This window comes from Erwinia sp. INIA01, assembly GCF_025947915.1.
Lineage (GTDB): Bacteria > Pseudomonadota > Gammaproteobacteria > Enterobacterales > Enterobacteriaceae > Erwinia > Erwinia coffeiphila.
This window is the reverse complement of record NZ_JAPDNC010000017.1, coordinates 29,193-49,128: the sequence shown is the minus strand read 5'-3', so window position 1 is coordinate 49,128 and position 19,936 is coordinate 29,193. Positions and strand designations below refer to the sequence as shown.

Sequence of the window (19,936 nt, the reverse complement as noted above, 5' to 3'; positions counted from 1 at the left end):
GCCGCAGAATGCCGGGCGTTTACGGATTGAAGGGTTGCAGATAAACACTTATGAAAAAAAACGGCGATAGCGGTGGCTTTGTTTTACCTGATTTGGGCATGCGCCTGCGCCATGCGCGTTTAGCGCAGGAGATTACACTGAAGCAGCTGGCGCTGAAGGTCGGCTGTTCGGAGAGTTTGCTCTCCAAGCTGGAAAATGACGTGGCCTCGCCTTCGCTGGCGATGCTGCACCGGCTGGCCAGCGCGCTGGAAACCAATATTTCTGATCTGATGGCCGAGAGCTGGGTGGCGGATTCCCCGGTACTGAAGCCCGATCAGCGCCAGCGCAAACGCTTTGTTGCCCGCAACAAAAAGGGCGGCATTGAGCTGGAGAACCTGACCCATCACCACAAAGGCAGCCTGCTGCAGGGCAATATTCATATTATCGAACCGGGCGTGGCCAGCGACGGGCAGATTGAGCACCACGGCGAAGAGATGGGTTACGTGCTGGAAGGCGAAATCGAGCTGGCTTTAGGCGAGCAGACATACACCCTTACCGCCGGAGATTCATTCTATTTCCCCAGCAACGTACCGCACGGCTACCGCAACAGCGGGAAGTCGGTGGCGAAGGTGCTGTGGGTGAATACGCCGGTGACGTTCTGATTGATTTTCGGGCCGGAGTCGGGCGTCGTGGCTGAGATTCTTGCCTTCGGTGCGTTCGGTGTTCTGCGCCGACAGCAGGTTAATATCCCGCGCGGCGTCCAGCGTCATCCCGCCGCCCGCCTTCAGCGCGCTGCCGCTGAGGGTGATGTCGCCGCTTCCGCCGGTTTTATTTTTCCCGGTGGCGTTGAAAAAGAGTAACGGGCTGTCTGGTACTGACCGCACAAAAACCGGCAGCGCCGCCAGGATCGGTGATTATGCAGACGCTGAGGAGGGTCTGTAAGCTTTCGTCACGCAAACAGCGGCAGGTGACGGAGCTGATTGAGGTGATCTGCCGACAACAGACCAGGAGCAGTAACTAACTGAAAGACAGATAAAAAAATCCCGGCATGGTAGCCGGGATTACTACGAATATAACTTTAAATCAGCATGCCTTGTATCTTTTTCAGCCATAAGCCGTACTGATATCACCGCAACATGGTACAGCCGTTTCCCCAGCCTGCACCTTAAAGGCAACTGGCTGGAAGAAGCCGGATTTACAACAGATACGCCGGTTACCGTTGCCGTCGAACAGTGCAAACTGGTGATACGACATGCGGATAAATAAACAGTAAAAAGATCCCGGCTAAAAGCTGGGATCTTTTGTTAATTACCACCATTTCGGATAATTATTAAACGCATCATAAAATGCACGTTTTGACTCGTCAGTTAACTTCTCACATCCTCTTGCCGAAGTACTGTATCCATCCAGAGCTTCTTTAAGAAGAGACCATTCAATACATCCCCGGAAGGGATCTATTTGTAGCTCAAAATTACTATTCATATCCCTGAGAAGAGCTACTTCTCCTTTTCGCATATTGATTATAAAATTGTCAAAAGACTGACATTCTATCCACACTAATGTATTGATATTTAAATTATAGCCACCAAATTTTTCCACCTGCATATGAACGCTAAACTTCATTGAAGGAAGATGGTCATCAAGCTCTATAACATCCAATGTCATGCGTATAGGGTTATTAATTTCTATATCCACTTACTTTGATCCTGTATATCTGGCATGAATGATCGTTGGTAACTCACCGGCCGCACGGGGTGGTTTAATCTCCAATTGCCAACCATCGACAGTAATTCTCTCACCATACGGCATACGATTTTTAGTTGCCGTATTAACAGCAGCCTGGAAGCTTCTCAACTCTTCCTGACTGGCAAGCCTCACAGCCTCGGGGGTATGTGTAACAGCTTTAGATGCCGCATACTCTGCCATATGCTCAGTTGCATTTCCATGTACCCATATTTTTTGGCCATTGGGTAATAACATTTCAAAGGATTGGGGAATTACAGATCCTGGATGTACTGGCTGAGTTGCCTTAATCGAATCAAAGACAGTTCCCGTTGATAGCTGAGTGTTCTTCGCAGTATCAGCCGCTACAGACTCAGCGGAAGGCTTGCTTCCTTTCGAAATAGTACCTGCCTCACCCCCGGCCTTTCCACCCGAAGATACTATTTTCCCCGGTATCAGTGCCCCGGTAATAATCCCCGCCAGATTTTCAAGCGCCTGTTGATCGCCCTGAGCGGCTTTTATCGCCCCGTTTTTGACATTGTTCCACACATTGCCGTTTATCAGCGAGTTTAGTGTCTGGAATGCTGCCTTATCTTTTTTGGCTAAATCCTCTTTTGCCTGCGTACAGTAAGGGTTTTCCGTTGCACAGGCAGCCAGCGCTGCCGTCACATCAAACACCGTATCCGCAGCAAGTATCGCACCGTCGCCAGTACCGCTCACCAGGTTGAGCAGACCGTTTGTTAACTGGGAAGCCGTGTTTTCTCCCATGGCTTTTCTGACTTTCTCTTTCCAGTATTCGGTACTTTCTTTAACCGACTCCCGTGCTTTATCCCCGGCCAGAGAATTATTCTCAACCGCATTCTTACCAGCCTGCCCACCGGTTACCGCTCCGGAGATATCCCCTGACGCCACCCCTCCGGCAATCCCAGCCGCAAGCTGGCTCAGGCCGCTGACCTGCTGCTTCTCGCTTTCAGTCAGCTCCGACGGCTGTTTACCCGGGAACAGCTGCTCCATAATGAACCGGGCCGTCAGCTCACCGCCGCCTGCACCCACGCCACCGGCCAGCGCTGACTGGTTATTCAGTTCGGCGGTAACGGCACCCAGTACCGCGTGTGCCATCGCATTGGCGGCAACGTTGTCCTCGCCGATGCGTTTCTTGATTTCCGTCGCCAGATACGGCGATGCGCCGCTCGCCAGCGCCCCCGCCAGGTTATTCCCGGCCAGCGCCGTCAGCGCTCCCGTCACCGCCTGCATCGCCTTCTGCACGTTACTGCCGGTGCCCCACTCCGCCTGCGCATTGTTATACGCCTGCTGCGCCACCGCTGCGTCCGTCACGTCCCGGCCGTTATTCCGGCTCTGGCTCAACAGCTGCTCACGCGCTGCCGCCAGCTTCGCCGGATCTTTCTGCGCCTCCAGCGCCGCTATCTCTCCCTGCGTCCGCGCGATATCCATCGCCTGCATCCCCAGCTCGCCGATCAGCTGCGCTTCCTTCAGGCGTTTCTGCTCTTTCTCTTTGTTAAAGATCGCACTGATGCTGCCGTCGTTGGCGTGCTCCACGTCCCGGTTCAGCTCCGCGATATCCTGCTGCTGATGCTCTCCGTCGCGGAGGGTCAGCTGACCGTCGCTGACCGCGGCCTGCGTGGTGCCTGCCGCATGGCCGCTGTTGTTCCAGCCGGACAACATTCCACCGGCCATACCGGTCAGCAGGTCTTTGCCCACCGGGCCACCGGAACTCAGCGAGCCGCCGCTGTGCTCCGCGCTGAAGTCCGCCCGGTTGTCGATATCGCTCCAGCCCAGCGTACCGGTGTCCAGGCTGTTTTTTGCTTTATCCGCCGTGCTGGCAATCACCGCACCGTCAAGCTGCGTGTGCTTACCCACCGTAATCTGATAGCCGCCGTCACCGGCAAACAGCCCGGTCTGCTCGTTCACGCTGTCGAAGTTGCTGTGCAGCTTGTCCCGGCTGGCGGTGAGGTAACCCGAACCGCTACCTGCCCCCACCGGCACGCTGATACCGCCACTGAGGTTCTGTTGCTTCGCGTCGTAACGATCGCTGTCCTGCTCGCTTTGCAGCGTCAGGTCACGGCCCACGTCGGCGGTAATTTTCTCGCCGCTGACCTGTGCGCCCTTCAGCGTGGTGTCGCGCCCGCTGGTCAGGCTGATGCCACCGCCCGCATCCAGCGTGGTTTCAGTATGCGTCAGGCCGTGGCCTTTTTCATGACCTTTACCGGCATTCACGCTGGCGGAAACGTTCAGGCCGGTACCGCCAGCCCCCACGCCCACGCCCGCCCCCATGCTGCTGCCGTGGCTGCTGTTCCTGCCTTCGGTGCGTTCGGTGTTCTGCGCCGACAGCAGGTTAATATCCCGCGCGGCGTCCAGCGTCATCCCGCCGCCCGCCTTCAGCGCGCTGCCGCTGAGGGTGATGTCGCCGCTTCCGCCGGTTTTGTTTTTCCCGGTGGCGTTGATCGACAGGTTCTGCCCGGCAGTCAGCGTGCTGCCCTGCGACTGGCGGCTTTCGCTGCGCGTTTCACTTTTCGACGACTGGCTGCCGTAAGATGCGCTGATCCCCACGGTATTAGTGGCACCCTGCGCCGCGCCGTTGTCGCCCGATTGCAGACCGGCTGCGGCGTTGCTGGCATTCGCGGCTTCAGTCAGCAGTCCGTCCCGCTCCAGCGCCTGTGCCGCCTGCACGCCGGAGAGTGCAGCCTGAGTATTTTGTAGCGCGCTGAGCCTTCCGTCGCTCTCCTTCCTCGCCTGTTTCGCGGTGCTGACCGCCGTGTTCAGCGCACTACCTGCCGTTCCCGACAGCGCCACGCTCAGCCCGCTCTGCTTCGTTTCAAATGCCTCACTGCGGTTGCGCAGATCGTAGCCCGGATCGATCTGCACGCTGTCGCCGCTCAGGGTCAGATCTTTCCCCGCCACCAGATCGGCACCACCGATATGCAGCTTATCGCCCGCCGTAATGCTGACGCTGCCCTGGCTGCTGCCCACCGTGCTGACGCTCTGGCTCTGGCGGGTGCCCTGTTCATCGATCTCATGGCGCGTGGACTGTTTACCGACGCTGAAGCCAATGCCGCCGCTGCCCATCAGCCCGCTTTTTTTCTTCTCCTCCAGCAGGTAGTGGGATTCACTTTCCGTGGCGGCGCGGATATCCACGTTGTTACCGGCCTGCAGAGCCACGTCCCGGTCGGCGGCAATCGCCGAACCGCTGACCGTTAGATCCTTCCCGGCGACCACACTGACCGTGTCGCCGCTCAGCAAGGTGCCCTGCTTACGCGTCACGCGATCGTTCTGCACCGTATGGGTGGTGGATTTTTTCAGGAATCCTTTTTTCTGAGAGTGCGATTCAACGTATTCCGACTGCTGCTCCGTGGCGCTGTTCAGCAGCACATCGTTCTTCGCCTGTAGCGCAATGCCCCCTTTTTCACTATGCAGCGTACTGCCGGTGGCGGTGATATCGCCCTCACGCGCAATAACGGTGACGCCATCACGCCCGCTGAAGGTGCTGCCTGTGACCTCATCGCGCGAAGAGTCCACCACGCGGCTGCTTTTGGATTTCCCTCCGCCCCGTCGTTCGCTGTCCAGATCCTGCGTCTGCTGATGCGCTTCTTTAATGGTCACATCGTTGGCGCTTAATCCAATGCTGCCCGCCGTGCTGTCAACCTGTGCGCCTGCAGCCAGCAGCGTGTTACCCGCATGCAGGCTCACGCCTTTGTCGCCGCTAAGCGTGCTGAGCAGCAGGCGTTCCTCTTCACGACTGTTGCTGACCGATGTGGTACGCGCTCCGGCCTCCAGCTGTGTTTTATTACTGGTGCTGTCCGCCAGCAGTTTGATATCGCCGCCCGCCTGCACGCCAAGCTGCTCTCCGGCTTTAACCTGGCTGCCCTGCAGGGTGATATCCTGCCCGGCCTGAAGGCTGAGGTTGCCCCCGGCACTGAGCTGGCTGCCCTGCGCCTGCTGCCATTCGCCGCTGACCTGCGCCATCCGCTTACCGGCTTCTTCCGTCACGCCGGTATTACGATTGCCCATCGCCCCGGAGATCACCTCCAGGCTGGCGGCGTGGCTGCTTTTCGCCGCCGAGATATCCAGACTGTTACGCGCACTAAGGCTGAGGTTCTGCGTGGCATCCAGCTTCGCGCCCTGCAGGCTGATGTCGCTACCGCTCAAAGAGATATCCCCGGCGCTCATCGTTGCCTGCCGCAGGGCATCCTGCAGATTGGTGCTTATCGACAGACTGTCGGCCTGCACGTTGATGCTGTCGGCTTTTATCTCTCCGCCCTGATGGCGGAAGTCTGTCGCATCAATGCTGAGCGCCCGATCGGCGAACAGGTTGCCCGCGTTCTGCACGCTGTCGGCGGAAAGTTGCAGATTCCCCCCGGCGATCAGCGCGCCGTCGCCGGTCAGCCGCAGGGTGTTCTGCGCCAGGTACACTTTCGGAACCCATACCGTTTGCGGGCCGCTGGCGGTCTGTACGGTTTCACTGACCAGCCAGACGATATCCTGCTGAAGTGCCGAGATCTGCTCCGGCGTCAGCGCCACACCCGGTACCAGACTAAACGCCTCCGCCACCTTCACGCCGTTATTCATCAGCTGCTGGTACTGCTCCATGGCGTCTTCGCCCCGGACCGATGCGCGGCCGGTCAGCTTCAACACCTGCTCCCGCACCAGGCGCTGCTCATAGAAGCCGTCGCCCAGCCGTTTTTGTACCCGGGACGGGTCGTAGCCCACCCGCTCCAGCATGTAGTCGCTGCTGATAAATTTGCTGCGGCTGGTAAAACGCTCGTCGGTGACGATCAGGAACGGAGAGCCAGCGGCAGTATCCTGGCGGAACAACCCGTTATTCGGTATTGAGGTCGCAACGTCACCCAGATGCTGTTTTTCGGTGAGCGCCAGTTCAGCTGGCAGCAGCGGCCGCCCGGGGAAGGTTATCGTCTCCGATGGCTTGCTGCCCGGCGCAAGCTGCGTTTCCCCCTCCTGACGGCCTGCTCCTTCAACCTCAAAGGCCAGCGGATTGCGCCGCCACTCGGCGCGTTCGGCTTCCGCCGCCTTCAGCGCCGCTTCCACGCTGCTAATCTGCGCCTGATTGACCGTGGTGTTGCTGATGCTGGCACCGCTGATGGTGACGTTACCGTTGCCGGTAATGATGCCGTCAATAGTGGTCAGCGCCGTCGTTTCATCACGATTGAAAGTGGGATACCAGTGTTTGGTATTACGATCGTAGTGGTCAACGATGTATTCCTGGCGGCGTTCATTAACCGAATAGCCTTTATTTTCCACCGTCCCACCGCCGCCGATAGACAGATTGCCGTTGGCGGAAATGGTGCTGGCATCGTTCAGCAGCCTGTCGGTGATATGCAGTGCCATACTGCCGCCCGCCAGGATACGTGCGCCGGTGCCTTCCGAGATCAGCCTGTCGCGCGATGCGGTGCCGGTAACGGAACGCTCGCGGAGGTTGTTGTAATCGTCTACAAACGGCGCATCAAAGATGTCCAGATGCCTTTCAGGGTCCCATTGTTCAAGACGCCCGCGATTGTGCTCACGCCAGAATGTGTTGTGATAAGGCGTTGGCACGCTGTTTTGCCGGAAGCCTCGCGTTTCATAAAACGTCATGGCATAGCTACCGTCGGTATGGGGGACCAGAGAGAGATAATTCACCCAAATTTCGGTCACAGCCCCCTGGTCAAACTTCACCCTTACTTTGGCCCGTTTTCCTGCCGCATCGATCTCTAACAGCGTACCGTAACGGTTGTTTTGCACCGCATCATCATTCCGGAACGTCAGCTGCTGTGTAGTCGGTGCCATGGTGTTTTTATCGGTGCCTATTTCAGATCCATACGATCGCCAGTAGTAGTTATACCGATGCCACTTGTATTCGCTTTTCTCCGCGTCACGCTCAATTTCCAGCCCTTCGCGCAGATTCTCCAGACGGCGGGCCTCGATCGTGATATCACCATCGGCCTCGATAAAGCTGGCGCGGTTTTCGATCAGATCGCCGTTGCCAAGATGCAGACGATCTCCGCTGTAGATCAGCGATCCGTCGCGGTTAGTAATGCGCTGCGTCGCCTGCAGATCCAGATCCTGCACGGCGGCGATCGCTGCCGCCTCGCCGTGGTTATCGACGATCCGGCCATGGATCGTTATCTCATCACCCATCACCGCAGCCGCGTTATCCAGACTGTCGACGTTCAGCGTCATCCGGTCGGCCTCCAGTCGCCCGCCGTTGACCAGCATGCCGGTTGTCAGCCGCAGCACTTTCCCCACCAGCGATCCGCGGTTGGTCAGATGCGTACTGTTAATGGTCAGGCTGCCGGGCAGCAGCCAGTCGGTGAGGTTGGTCATCACACCGGCCACGGTCAGCGTGACTGCGGTGTTGCTGTTCAGGGTATCGCCTGCGCGATGGGTATAGTCCGTTTGTACTGCCAGCGTCAGGGCCTGCTGACTTTGCAGCATGCCGCCCTGATTGTTCAGCGTGCGGGTATTGAGGTGCAGCGTATTGCCGCTCTGGATGGTGCCACCCTGGTTGAGTAGTGCGAGGGCAGAAGCCACGGCACCGGCATTAAAACTGAGCGCGCCGTTAGCCAGAATACGCCCCTGCCGATTATCCAGCGTATTGAGTCCACTGAATGTCATCGCACCGGCGCTTTGCAGCCGACCAGCGGTGTTATCCAGTGTCTGCACGGTGAGTGTCGTCAGCCCGCTGCCCAGCAGCAGGCCGCCGTCGCGGTTGTTCAGTCGCTCCGCCTGCACGCTCAGTGCGTCCTGGCTGCTGATCGTTCCTGCTGCACTGTTATCCAGCTGTGCGGTATGAAGGGCCAGGGCTCCGGTGGAAACCAGCTGCCCGCTCTGATTGCTTACCTGCGTGGCGGTCAGCGTCAGCGTATCGCCGCTGTGGATCTTACCCTGGCGGTTATTCAGCGTTTCAACGCGGTAAATACCACGGCCCTGGCTAATCACCGTGCCATCGGTATTCTCCAGCCGCACGGCGGTCATTTCCATGCCGCCACGACTGCTGAATACGCCCTTGCGGTTATCGATCTGGCCCGCGGTAATGTGCTGATCGCCGTTGCTGCGGATTGCCCCGGCGGCATTGCCGATCTCGCCGAGAATGCGCAGAGCCAGCTGCTGCTGGCTGTCTATCGCTCCGTCGCCGTTCAGCAGGGATTGTGCCACCAGCGTCAGGCTTTCTCCGCTTTGCAGCTGGCCCGTACGGTTATCAAGCCCCCCGCCCAGCATCAGCATCATCTGCTGCTGGCTGTAGAGCAGGCCGCTCTGGCGGTTATCCACTTCCCGTGCGGATACGGTCAGCCGCTCACCCGCCAGCAGCTGCCCACCGGCGTTATTCAGCCGACCGGCCGCGGTGGCATTTTCTCCCTGCACGCTCAGCTGCCCGCCCGCGCTGATTTTCCCCGCATGGTTAACGATATCCCGGGTGATTTGCAGTGCCAGCCCGGCGGCGGACTGCATCATGCCCAGCCCGTTGTTCAGGCTGGTTGCGACAAGCGTGACATCCTGCTGGCTTTGCACGCTGCCCTGATGATTATCGAAAGTGCCGCTGACGGCACGCCAGCCGCCCTGGCTACCCATCCAGCCCTGAATATTAAAAATATCCTGCGCCTGAAGCACCTGCGAGCGTTGGCTGAAAATGCGACCGCTGCCGTTATCCAGCCGCCCGCTAAGCTGCATATCCAGGCTGCCGAGCGCATTAATCACCCCCTGCTCGTTGTTCAGCGCAGCGGCGTGGATCGCGGTATCGCCGCTGCCGGTCAGCGTGCCGTCCTGGTTATTCCACTCACCCGTCAGTGCCAGCGACAGTGCCTGCTGGCTTAACACCACGCCCTGCTGGCGGTTGCTGAGCTGGCCACCGGTCAGGGAAAGCGAGCCGCCGCTTTGCAGTGAACCGCCGTCATTATTCAGGCCGCTGCCTGCACCGCCCTGCCAGCCCAGCGCCCGCTGCGCCGTCAGCCGCCCGGCCTGATTCAGCACATCGCCCGACGTGCTGAGCTGAAGATCGCCGCCGGACTGCAATCTGCCGCCGCGATTATCAAGGCGGGCAGCGGCTGCGATAACAGCGGTTCCACCCTGCGCAGTACCCTTGCGGTTATCCCACTCTCCGCCGCTGCTGACCGACAGCCGTTCACCCGCCTCAAGCAGTCCACCGGTGTTATCCAGAGCCTGTTGTGCGTTCAGTTTAAGATCCTGCTGCGCGACGATCCGGCCTTCGGCGTTATTAAATCGCTGAGCCGCCAGATCCAGCTGTTTTCCGGCGGCCAGCAGCCCGAGGGTATTTTGCAGCGCCTGGCGGGCCTCCAGCGTCAGCGAGTGCTGGCCGATAATCCGCCCGTTACTGTTGTCGATCCTCCCGGCAATCAGCCTGAGCGTTTCACCGCCGATTTCGCCGTCGCGGTTGTCCAGCGCACTACGGGCATTCAGCGCCAGCCGCTGGCCGGAGAGCAGCCTGCCGCCCGCGTTATCAATATTTTGCGCAGATACGCTCAGCTCGGTTTCGCCCTGCGCCGTACCGGCCTGATTGTGCCAGTCGCCTTCCGTGGTGATGGTCAGTCTGCCGCCCGCGCCAATCATCCCCTGCCGGTTATCGAGGCCCTGCTGAGAAGCCAGGTTCAGATCGCCCTGGCTGATCACGCTGCCCTGCGCGTTGTGCAGCTGCTGCATCGTCATCTTCAGCTCGCCGCCGTTCAGAGTACCACCACGGTTATCGATCGCGCCTGCGGTATTCAGCGTCAGGCGTTTTCCCGCCAGTAGCTGACCGGCGGCATTATCAATATCACCTTCAGTGCTGACGGTAAGCGCCGCCTGGCTGACGAGGGTGCCGCTCTGGTTTATCAGGCGCGAAGCATCAAGTGCCAGATCGCCATTGCTGCCCAGTTCACCACGGGTGTTATTGAGATCCCCCGCGATCTGCCAGTGTTGCGCGGTGCCATCCAGGGAAACCAGCCGCCCGTGCTGGTTAATCAGGCTGCCACTGTTCAACGCCAGCCGCTGCGCTTCGATCGTGCCGTGGCTGTTGTCCAGCGTGTCGCTGATCGTAAAGCGGCTTTCCGCGCTTGCCGACTGCGACCAGGCACCCTCGTGGTTCAGCAGGTTGCTGGCGCTGATATCCCAGCGCTCGGCTTTCACCTGCGACTGCTGCGCCTCTATATTTCCCGTTGTCCTGATGTCCAGGCTGCCGCTGTCAATCTTCGCCTGGCGGATCGCCACACTGCCGCTTTTCGCCGCTATCGTGGCGTGGCTGGCAGCGAGCTGGCTCTGGCTGATATCGACCTGCCGCGCGCTCAGACTGACCTCTTTTTTACTCAGCAGGCTGCCGCTGGCGCGGATATCCCCCTGGCTTTTTAAGGTCAGATCCGCCGCCTGTACCAGCTGGCTGTTGGCATTACTGCCCGCCAGCAGATACCCGCTGCTGGTGATATTACCACCCGCTTTAAGGTGCACATCCCCGGCGGCGGCCAGCGTGCCGGACTGGCGGATATCGCCTCCACGGCTTTCGACGGTCAGCGTACCGCCGCTGTGCAGTTTGCCGTGATGCTCAATGCTGTCCTGCGCGGTTAGCGTGATGTTGCCAGCGGCCTGCGTGAACGCCTCCTGCTTGCCCGGCTGCCACACCAGACGCCCGGCGCTGCTAACGGTCAGTGAGTTTCCCGCCTGCAGATGCCCGCCCTGATTCCGCACGCCAACGCCAGTTTCAGTACCGATCATGCGGATTTGCCCGCTGTACATGCCGCCCATCTGGCCCATATCGATTGCCAGCTCGGGCTTTGCATCGCCGCCGGAGATCGGCTGTACCGACTTGCCGTCGGCGCTGATGCGGTTGCGGCCGGCAATCACCGCCAGTTCATCGTTAGCCCAGATGCCGGCATTGACCTCAACCGCACGGGCAAGGAGATCGACATAGCCTGTGTCGTGACGGGCATCGCCATTCAGGCCGCCGCCTTCAATGCGGATCGTGCCGCGCTCGACCTGATAGCCGGAGATCGCTCCGCTGGCATCCCGCTGTGGTTTACCGGTAGTCAGCGTCATTCGCCCGGCGTTGATGGTGCCGCAGCCGCTGCATACGATCCCCGACGGGTTGGCAACAATGACCTGAGCACGCCCGCCCGCGACTTCCAGAAAACCACGCAGCTGGCTGGGATTATTGCTGTTCACCTCGTTGAGGATCACGCGTGCAGGCGCACTGCCCGGCTTCAGATTCGGGTTACCCTGGATCATCCCGGCCAGCTGCGTGGAGGTCATCAGCGATGAGTTGTTGAGGATCGCGCCATTCCGATCGACATCAAACTGCGTGAATTGGTTGTGCGAGACGCCCGCCTGATTCGGCGCAGTAATGTTGACCTGCGACAGCCCGTTCTGCGTGGCAATCACCTGCGGACGCAGGCCGGGAGCCGCGCTGCCGTCGGCCACGATCCCACCGGCGATGGCAGGTCCGGCGGCGATAGCCAGCCCCAGCATCCACACTGCACGGCGAACGGTCACCCACAGCCGTGGCGCAGCGCTGCCCCGGCTCTGCCCCGGTTCGGTACTGCAGCTGCGGGCCAGCTCGGAAACCACCCGCAGCTCTCCGTGAGTGCGGCTGAAGATAAGGCGATAGCAATGTTTATTCATGATTTTCGTCCGTGAAAAAAGCCAGTCCGTTTGGTGCCGCCGTGGCGTTTCCTGCCAGCGGTAAAGGATAATCAGCGGTGTCAGATTTCCAGGTTCAGGCTAAAACCCGCCGTAGCGCCTGAGGTGTGGAAGCTGTCCGCTTTATACAGCGGCACGCCGGCAAACAGGTCGTAGCTGAACCGCTGCCATAGCGATCCCCGCACGCCAAGGGCGCTGCCCGCCAGCTGGTGTCCAACCAGATAGCGGGTGCCGGGTCCGTTTACGCGCCCGTAGTCCGCAGCCAGGTACAGCTCCTGCCCCTGTGCCAGCACGTTCCACGCCAGCTCGTTGCGCCACAGAAATCCCTTCTCGCCGGAGAGCATCTGCTCGCCGTCAAAGCCGCGTACCGTATAGCGCCCGGCTATGGCCATGCGCTCCTGCGGCGTCAGTGCGTTGCTGCTCCACTGGCCGCGCACCGCGGTGTAGTAGCGCCACGGCTGTTCCGCCAGTGCGAAAGGCTGATTAAGACTGAGAGCCGCCAGCAGGATGCCGGTACGGGCACTGCCGCTGTGGGTGAGTTCTTCCGGGGCGCGCTTCGCGCCCAATGCACCCGTACCACGATGCCAGTTGATATTGGCATCCAGCGTGCTGTCGCCGAGGTAGCTGTGCTGATTAACGCCAATTTCCCATCCGGCGGTGCGGCGGCTCTGTTGATCCATATTGATGCCGTCGACCGCATTGGTGGAACGCTTGCGCCAGCCGCGCAGATTCAGCGTGGTTTTGTACGACTGATTACGAAAAATCAGCCGCGACAGGGTCAGCTGGGCATTGTTACTTTTGCCGCTGTAGGTCAGCACCTCGTTGGCGTTAGGGATATTCTGGTGGTAGGTATAGTTGTTGTAGTTGGCCGACAGCGCCCAGTAGCCGAACGGGAAAAAGTAGTTCAGGGCATGAGAATGGTTGCCAAACGGCCCGTGTTCAAACAGGTCTTTGCCCGCATTCACGTAGAACAAGTCGTTCTGGGCAAAGGGAGCATCCACAGCCAGTGTAGCCGATCCCAGGTAGCGGCCGGTGCTTTTCGACCCGCTGTCATCCAGCCCCAGGCTCAAACGTACCGGGCGGCCTTCCTGCCAGTTCACCAGCAGATCGCTGGTCGCATCCTGCTGACCGGGAACGATCTGAATATCGGCGGCGGCGCTGGGAACGCGTTTAAAGTTCTCCAGACCCTGTTCGATATCACGCAGGTTAAGGATCTCACCGGGGGAGGCCGGAATGGCATTCCACAGCCGACCGCGCCACGAAACGGTATCGTCAAAGCGAACCTGGCCGATACGGCCCGGCTGCAGCGTCAGAGTCAGCACGCCGGTCGTCAGATCCTGCTCCTGCGCCATCACCCGCGTCGTGACATAGCCTGCGGCCAGAATGGCGTTCTGTACCTTGTTTATCGTCAGCACGATACCCTGGCTACCGAGGCAGCGCCCTTTTGCGCCCTTTGCGGCATTCAGCGCCCAGCCAAAACGATCGGCGGAATCCCCGGTCAGGCGCAGGCTGTTGATAATAAAGCAGGGAGACTCATTTTGCGGATAATCGGGCAGAGCCACATCCGGGCGGCGCAGCCGGGCATCGGGCTGCGGGGTATTTTCCTCGCGCAGCACGCGCTCGCGCTCCTGCTGGCGTAGCTGTTCCTGCGCATCTATCGAGGCGGCTTCCCGCGCGGGGCTGTTGGGTGAAGCCAATACCGGCGTGACGGCGACGGACAGGCCAAGCCATCCCCACCGGATAAGACGTAATAAACCCTGAGCGCAGTCCTGGCGCATTCCCTGCTCCTTGCGTTGTCATCCATGACGGCACCTCGCCTTTCGCTTTCCAAACCAGAAAGCAGGCTGCGATCGTATTAAGGTGCCTGTTCAAAATACTGCAAATCGTAAAACAATATGTCAGGCGACAATACTATTGGAGCCAAAGGAGAAAATGCAAATTAAATTGATAAAATATTCAGACTGTACCGGAATGATTTAATCCACTTTCCAGTTGAATATTAAAAATCAGGATTTTATCTGACCGGTAAGCCAGAATTTTTTATAGCGGGCCGGCGGTATGCCAACAAGATTATGAAAGATTCGGTGGAAGTTATTCACGTTGTCATAGCCCACCGCATTAGCGACTTCCGTTACGCCTAAATCGGTACTGAGCAGTAGCGTCTGCGCTTCGCCTATTCTCCGTCGGGTTTGATACTGCTTAGGGGAATAGCCTGAATAGGCTTTGAATACGTGTGCCAGATAAAACTGGTTCATATTTAGCGCAGCGGTAATCGATTTAAGGGCAATATCACTTTTATAGCGGCTGTCGATGTAATCTTTAATTCTCTGCCCCAGCAGCGATTCCGAGGTTTCCTTTTCCTGCTTATTGGCAACCCAGATACTGCGGCACAGCAGTAACAGTGCGCTGAGCAATGCCTGGCTGATTTCTTCCCCGTATAAGCTTCTGCTGCTAACGTGCTGCCACATCTGTCCGAACATTCCGCAAATCTCGGCGTAAGCCTCACCGCTGGGCATGACCGCAACCTGCGAACGGGCGGTAAGGAAATTAAGCGGCAGCCCGTCAAACTTCAGCTGTTCAACTCCGCAGCTAAAAATCAGCAGATCGTCTGAGGCATGGGGATTTTCATCATGCAGGATGCCGTGGTTAAACAGCAGAATGTCGCCGCGCGTCACGTGATAGCCGCGACCGTCAATGTTGTAAATGCCACTGCCCTCAGCGATAAACATCAGCTCGAAGCGGTCATCATGCTGGTGCATCACGCGCGGAATGGCGGCCTCCATGCCTTCAGCCTTGCAGACAAAAGCCAGTTTTGGCCGTGTGCCCTGCTCAAAGAAGCGGGAAGAGGACTGTGGGTTGAGGCAGTAGATCTGCATGATGTCTCCAGTGGGTGTGCCGCTATTCTTGCATCATCAATGACGGCAGTAGTCATCATTTTTGCTTTTTATGATTATTTAACCTGTTGAGTTTAAAAGTTTTGAAAATAATCGCCAGTGGCAGAAATGTATAAATTTGCTATCGCTAATTTTGCAGAAAAGGAAACATGATCGCCGTCACATTTTAAATCTGTTCATAAATCACACCGGACAAAGTCATTTTTAATACAAATGTGTAAATAGAGAAAAATCGCTGACGATCTGTCGCTCAAAAATCCCCCACTTTATCCGGTGGAACGCGGAAATAATTAAAAATCATCAAAACGGTATATGTATTAAAGTGAATTTCGAAACATCAATTTCGGCACATCTTCATTCTTGCTTTGTCAATCATGACGATGGTTAATGTGATTGGTGTCACTCAAAATACGCAATATCATGCGCATTTTATGATCTCCGGCACGTTCTTAAATCTTATCTTTTCGCCCTCATGGTTTTTTATTTTCACTTTGATGTAACGTAACCTCAACGACAGCACTTTCACTACGTAACAACCGGTGAAAATTAGATTCCCACTCTGTCTTTCACATTCAGAAAAGGGTGACTGAATATTTAGCGCCAGCTTTGCGCTATAAAAATTAATTAATCATAACCTAATCGATAATATCGGCTCGTCCCTGTTTTACCTTATAACCAGATGGAACAGTTATGTCTAATATTACAAACCTGCAAAATAATAAACGGATGCGGATGATTACTATCGTCTCAACGATAGGCGGTCTGTGTTTCGGCTATGACACCGGGGTTATTTCCGGCGCATTAATCTTTATGAAATATGATTTAAATCTGACGCCTGCAGAAGAAGGCTTTATTACCTCATTCCTGCTGTTCGGTGCGGCGTTAGGCTCTTTATTTGGCGGCTATCTTTCCGATAAACAGGGGCGACGCAAAAACCTGCTGTGGGTTGCCGCTATCTTTATGTTTGGTGCATTGGGTACGGCATTTGCCTGGGATGTGCCCTCAATGATTGTGGCGCGCTTTATTCTGGGCCTGGCGGTCGGCTGTGCCTCGGTGACGGTGCCGATTTACATCTCCGAGCTGGCGCGCGCCGATCAGCGTGAGCGGCTGGTGACGGTTAACGAACTGATGATTGTGACCGGGCAGTTCCTCGCCTACAGCGTCAACGCCACCATCGTTAATCTTTATCCGGATATGGGCCACAACTGGCGCATCATGCTGGCCATTCCCGCACTACCGGGCGCGCTGCTGTGGATCGGCATGTTAATGATGCCGGAATCGCCGCGCTTCTTTATGCGCCGCGGCGAAACCGAAAAAGCCATTAACGTATTAAAGACCCTTCGCGCACCGGAAGAAGTTGAGCGTGAAATCAGAGAGATCCAGCAGGTCATTAAAGCCGATGCGGTGAAGTTTAATCTGTTCGAAGAGCTGAAAAAGCGCTGGGTGGTACAGCTGCTGTTAATCGGTTTAATGATCGTCCTTGCCACCCGTGTGACCGGCATTAATACCATTATGTATTACGCACCGACGGTGCTGAAGTCGACCGGGCTTGGCGATGCGGCAGCGGTTACCGGCGCAGTCGCCAACGGCGTGGTATCGGTACTGGCAACGCTGCTGGGAATGGTACTCATCGGCAAACACTCGCGGCGCAAAATGTTCTTTACCGGTCAGGCGGGCGTCACCATCAGCCTGATCTTAATCGGCCTGTCCTTTAAGGTCTTCTTCCACACCGAAACCCTCAACGGCGTTGACACGCTTCACGCGAACTTCGACGGCGCCAGCTACATCATTCTCGGCTTAATGTTGGTGTTCCTGGTCTTTATGCAGGGTTGGATTGCCCCGGTGTTCTGGCTGATGCTGGCAGAAATCTATCCGCTGCGGATGCGCGGGGTGGGAATGGGCTTTGCGGTATTCGGCCTGTGGATCTTCGACTTTATTATCCAGCTTATTTTCCCGGTCCTGCTCAGCCAGTACGGCGGCGGAATGACCTTCGGCTTCTTCGCTGCCACGAATATCGTCATGCTGGTTCTGCTGGTGAAATATCTGCCGGAAACGCGCGGGCTGACGTTAGAACAAATCGAGAAAAAGTTTCGTTTTTAACTTAAAGATGTAAGGGAAATAAAATGACGGTAAAAATCGGTTTAATTGGCCTGGGTATGATCGGCCGCGACCATCTTCAGCGTTTTAACAATGTCATTACCGGCGCGCAGGTTACCGCAGTCTGTGATATTAACCGTGCAGCCGCCGATGCCGTTGCCGCCGAATATCACGCCACGGCGTTTTATGATGCCGACGAGCTGATTAACTCAGACCAGGTTGATGCCATATTTATTTGCTCGATTGGCCCGGTGCATAAAGCGCAGATCCTCTCCGCGTTTAAAGCCGGCAAGCCGGTATTTTGCGAGAAGCCGCTAACGCCAACCGCAGATGAATCGCAGGAAATTATCGCCGCCGAAGTCGCGGCCGGTAAGCGCCTGCTGCAGCTGGGCTTTATGCGCCGCTTTGACCCGGGCTATCAGGCCCTGAAGCAGACCATCGCCAGCGGTGAACTGGGTGAGATCATGCTGATCCACTGCGCGCACCGTAATCCGTCGGTCCCGGAAAGCTATACGCTGGAAATGGCGGTCAACGACTCGGCCACCCACGAAATCGACATTATTCGCTATCTGCTGAATGAAAATATCGTCTCGGTGCGCGTGGATAAACCACGTAAGAAAACCAGCCGGGCGTATCCGCATCTGCAGGACCCGCTGATTGTGATTTTCGAAACCGAGTCCGGCGTGCGCATTGATGACGAGCTGTTCGTTAACTGCAACTACGGCTACGACATTCGCTGTGAAGTGATCGGTGAGAACGCTATTAGTGGCCTGACCGAGCAGGCGCTGACCTACACCCGCTCACCCAACGGCGTTAGCCGCCATATTTCCCAGTCCTGCATGGAGCGCTTCGCCACCGCTTACGACCGTGAAGTGCAGAACTTTGTCGACAATATTTCCCGCGGCAGCGCCATGACCGGCCCGTCATCGTGGGATGGCTATGTTGTTGCGCTGGTGTGTGATGCCGGTCTGGCATCGCTGAAAGATGGCCAGAAACACGATGTCACTATTCCAGAGTGCCCTGCTCTTTATTTGGCATAACACAGTCAGTGTCAGGAGAACGCCATGTTGAAATTGTCTGAAGAGGTTATTTATCTGGATTGCCAGGCCGCGAATAAAACCGAGGCAATTAAAATCGCTGCGGATGAGCTGGAAAAAGCGGGCTACGTTAAGCCCGGCTTTTTTGAGGCGATGCTGAAGCGGGAAAAAGACGTCTCGACCTGGATCGGCGCGGGCATCTCCTTTCCACACTGTGCCAAAGAACATATCGATCTGGTCAAAAAAACCGGCCTCCTGATTTTCCAGTTTCCAAACGGCGTCAGCTGGGGAGCGGGTCAGGTGGTGTTTATTATGGTGGCCGTGGCGGCGACGAAAAATGAACACGTTCAGGTACTGGCGGATATTGCCGATATGCTGGGGGATGATGCCAATACGTTAATCCTCGCCAGCGCCAAAACTAAACGTGAATTTATTGACCAGTTTGAACAGCATTAATCTTTTTATTAAGGATGTAGCATGAAACTCGCATTATGTACCGATGTTCTGGCCGATCTTTCCTTCCCGGATATGCTGGATAAAGTGAAAGGCTACGGTATTTCCGGCGTGGAAATGACCGCTGGCGGCTGGTCGCCGTGCCCGCATGTGAAAACCGAAGAGCTGCTGGGCTCGCCGGAAAAACTGCGCCAGTTCCAGGCGGAGCTGGCTAAGCGCGATATCGAAATCGTGGCGCTGAACTGTTCCGGCAACCCGCTGGCTCCGGGCGAGCTGGGCGAGAAGCACACTCAAAGCAGCTATCGCGCCATTGAGCTGGCGGGCAAGCTGGGCGTGAAAAAAATCGTGATGATGAGCGGCCTGCCGGGCGGCGGACCGGAAGATCGCGTGCCGAACTGGATCACCTCGACCATCTCCTGGCCTGATTACATGCCTGGCGTGATCGACTACCAGTGGAATGAAGTGGCGATCCCATGGTGGAAAAAATTCGTACAGCACGCGAAGCAGCACGGGATCGAGAAGATCGCCATTGAAGAGTTCCCGTGCCAGCTGGTGTACAACCCGTCCACGCTGCTGCGCCTGCGTAACGAAGTGGATGAGATGATCGGTATGAACCTCGATCCTTCGCATCTGATTGCTATGGGCGCAGACCCGATCGCAGCGGCGCGCAAGCTGGAAGGCGCGATCTTCCACGTTCACGGTAAAGATGCCCGCATCGAGCGCGGCCTGGCGGACGTTGACGGCCTGATGGAGTATCAGCCGGTGACCAACACCAAAACCCGCACCTGGAACTACGTGGCGGTGGGCTGCGGCAAGGATCTGCTGTGGTGGAAGGAGTTCTTCTCGGTGCTGCGGATGACCGGCTACGACGGCTACGTATCTCTGGAGATGGAAGATCTGACGATGAGCGTGGAAGCGGGATTACAGACGTCGATTGATGCGCTGAACGCCACGCTGAGCCGCTAAATCGGCTCAGGCTAAGGCTTCAAAGCCTAATTGATAGGGGTAACGACATGGCTGCGGCGATGCCGTTACCCTCAACAGATCGGAAACTCGGCGCGCTCTGCACGCCTTTTTCACACGCCTTCAGCATTCAGCATTCAGCATTCAGCATTCAGCATT

Annotated in this window: 12 protein-coding genes and 1 pseudogene; 8 read left to right on the top strand and 5 right to left on the bottom strand. The window is 57.2% G+C overall.

The annotated features are described in order from the left end of the window. The first annotated feature begins 50 nt into the window (after positions 1 to 50). Positions 51 to 641, top strand: a complete 591-nt coding sequence (locus tag OMR58_RS23190) for a cupin domain-containing protein (protein WP_105593055.1) — start codon at positions 51 to 53, stop codon at positions 639 to 641. On the opposite strand, the gene OMR58_RS26100 is transcribed toward OMR58_RS23190, so the two are convergent. Continuing rightward, the gene (locus OMR58_RS26100) at positions 546 to 749 is read right to left on the bottom strand and encodes a hypothetical protein (protein WP_444861343.1); all 204 of its coding nucleotides are present in this window, start codon (positions 747 to 749) and stop codon (positions 546 to 548) included. The genes OMR58_RS23190 and OMR58_RS26100 overlap by 96 nt on opposite strands. Here OMR58_RS26100 and OMR58_RS23185 point away from each other — a divergent pair. The 3 genes and pseudogenes from OMR58_RS23185 (at position 669) to OMR58_RS26095 (ending at position 1,245) form a co-directional block, all read left to right on the top strand. After that, positions 669 to 839, top strand: coding sequence for a hypothetical protein (locus tag OMR58_RS23185; RefSeq protein WP_264547081.1), 171 nt, complete (start codon positions 669 to 671; stop codon positions 837 to 839). The two genes, OMR58_RS26100 and OMR58_RS23185, sit on opposite strands and share 81 nt — an antisense overlap. Continuing rightward, positions 830 to 1,000: pseudogene (locus OMR58_RS23180) on the top strand (endoribonuclease SymE); the annotation flags it as partial. The gene OMR58_RS23185 and the pseudogene OMR58_RS23180, both read left to right, overlap by 10 nt. 11 nt (positions 1,001 to 1,011) lie before the next feature. After that, positions 1,012 to 1,245, top strand: coding sequence for a SymE family type I addiction module toxin (locus tag OMR58_RS26095; protein WP_200562422.1), 234 nt, complete (start codon positions 1,012 to 1,014; stop codon positions 1,243 to 1,245). A 42-nt stretch (positions 1,246 to 1,287) separates the two neighbouring features. On the opposite strand, the gene OMR58_RS23170 is transcribed toward OMR58_RS26095, so the two are convergent. The 4 genes from OMR58_RS23170 to OMR58_RS23155 form a co-directional block, all read right to left on the bottom strand. Continuing rightward, positions 1,288 to 1,674: a hypothetical protein gene (locus tag OMR58_RS23170; RefSeq protein ID WP_200562341.1), complete on the bottom strand. Its 387-nt coding sequence runs from the start codon at positions 1,672 to 1,674 to the stop codon at positions 1,288 to 1,290. Further along, positions 1,675 to 12,315, bottom strand: a complete 10,641-nt coding sequence (locus OMR58_RS23165) for a hemagglutinin repeat-containing protein (RefSeq protein ID WP_264547080.1) — start codon at positions 12,313 to 12,315, stop codon at positions 1,675 to 1,677. It lies immediately after the preceding gene. An 80-nt stretch (positions 12,316 to 12,395) separates the two neighbouring features. After that, a complete protein-coding gene (locus OMR58_RS23160) occupies positions 12,396 to 14,111 on the bottom strand; it encodes a ShlB/FhaC/HecB family hemolysin secretion/activation protein (protein WP_264547079.1) in 1,716 nt (571 codons plus the stop codon). A 228-nt stretch (positions 14,112 to 14,339) separates the two neighbouring features. Then, entirely contained in the window at positions 14,340 to 15,209 is an 870-nt protein-coding gene (locus tag OMR58_RS23155; RefSeq protein ID WP_264547078.1) for a helix-turn-helix transcriptional regulator, read from the bottom strand. Between the two features lie 708 nt (positions 15,210 to 15,917). On the opposite strand from OMR58_RS23155, the gene OMR58_RS23150 reads away from it, so the two are divergent. Genes OMR58_RS23150 through OMR58_RS23135 form a run of 4 tightly spaced genes read left to right on the top strand, consistent with a single transcriptional unit; the run spans position 15,918 to position 19,780 of the window. After that, entirely contained in the window at positions 15,918 to 17,327 is a 1,410-nt protein-coding gene (locus OMR58_RS23150) for a sugar porter family MFS transporter (RefSeq protein ID WP_105593051.1), read from the top strand. A gap of 23 nt (positions 17,328 to 17,350) precedes the next feature. Then, on the top strand, positions 17,351 to 18,364 hold the full coding sequence (locus OMR58_RS23145) for a Gfo/Idh/MocA family protein (RefSeq protein ID WP_105593050.1): 1,014 nt from the start codon (positions 17,351 to 17,353) through the stop codon (positions 18,362 to 18,364). Between the two features lie 24 nt (positions 18,365 to 18,388). After that, on the top strand, positions 18,389 to 18,817 hold the full coding sequence (locus OMR58_RS23140) for a PTS sugar transporter subunit IIA (protein ID WP_264547077.1): 429 nt from the start codon (positions 18,389 to 18,391) through the stop codon (positions 18,815 to 18,817). 21 nt (positions 18,818 to 18,838) lie between these two features. Then, entirely contained in the window at positions 18,839 to 19,780 is a 942-nt protein-coding gene (locus OMR58_RS23135; RefSeq protein WP_105593048.1) for a sugar phosphate isomerase/epimerase family protein, read from the top strand. Positions 19,781 to 19,936: the final 156 nt, after the last annotated feature.

Bases quoted from the DNA above. Each gene is read 5' to 3' on its own strand.
- OMR58_RS23190 (WP_105593055.1), top strand. From the start codon at position 51: ATGAAAAAAAACGGCGATAGCGGTGGCTTTGTTTTACCTGATTTGGGC.
- OMR58_RS26100 (WP_444861343.1), bottom strand. From the start codon at position 749: ATGACGCTGGACGCCGCGCGGGATATTAACCTGCTGTCGGCGCAGAAC.
- OMR58_RS23165 (WP_264547080.1), bottom strand. From the start codon at position 12,315: ATGAATAAACATTGCTATCGCCTTATCTTCAGCCGCACTCACGGAGAG.
- OMR58_RS23160 (WP_264547079.1), bottom strand. From the start codon at position 14,111: ATGCGCCAGGACTGCGCTCAGGGTTTATTACGTCTTATCCGGTGGGGA.
- OMR58_RS23155 (WP_264547078.1), bottom strand. From the start codon at position 15,209: ATGCAGATCTACTGCCTCAACCCACAGTCCTCTTCCCGCTTCTTTGAG.
- OMR58_RS23150 (WP_105593051.1), top strand. From the start codon at position 15,918: ATGTCTAATATTACAAACCTGCAAAATAATAAACGGATGCGGATGATT.
- OMR58_RS23145 (WP_105593050.1), top strand. From the start codon at position 17,351: ATGACGGTAAAAATCGGTTTAATTGGCCTGGGTATGATCGGCCGCGAC.
- OMR58_RS23140 (WP_264547077.1), top strand. From the start codon at position 18,389: ATGTTGAAATTGTCTGAAGAGGTTATTTATCTGGATTGCCAGGCCGCG.
- OMR58_RS23135 (WP_105593048.1), top strand. From the start codon at position 18,839: ATGAAACTCGCATTATGTACCGATGTTCTGGCCGATCTTTCCTTCCCG.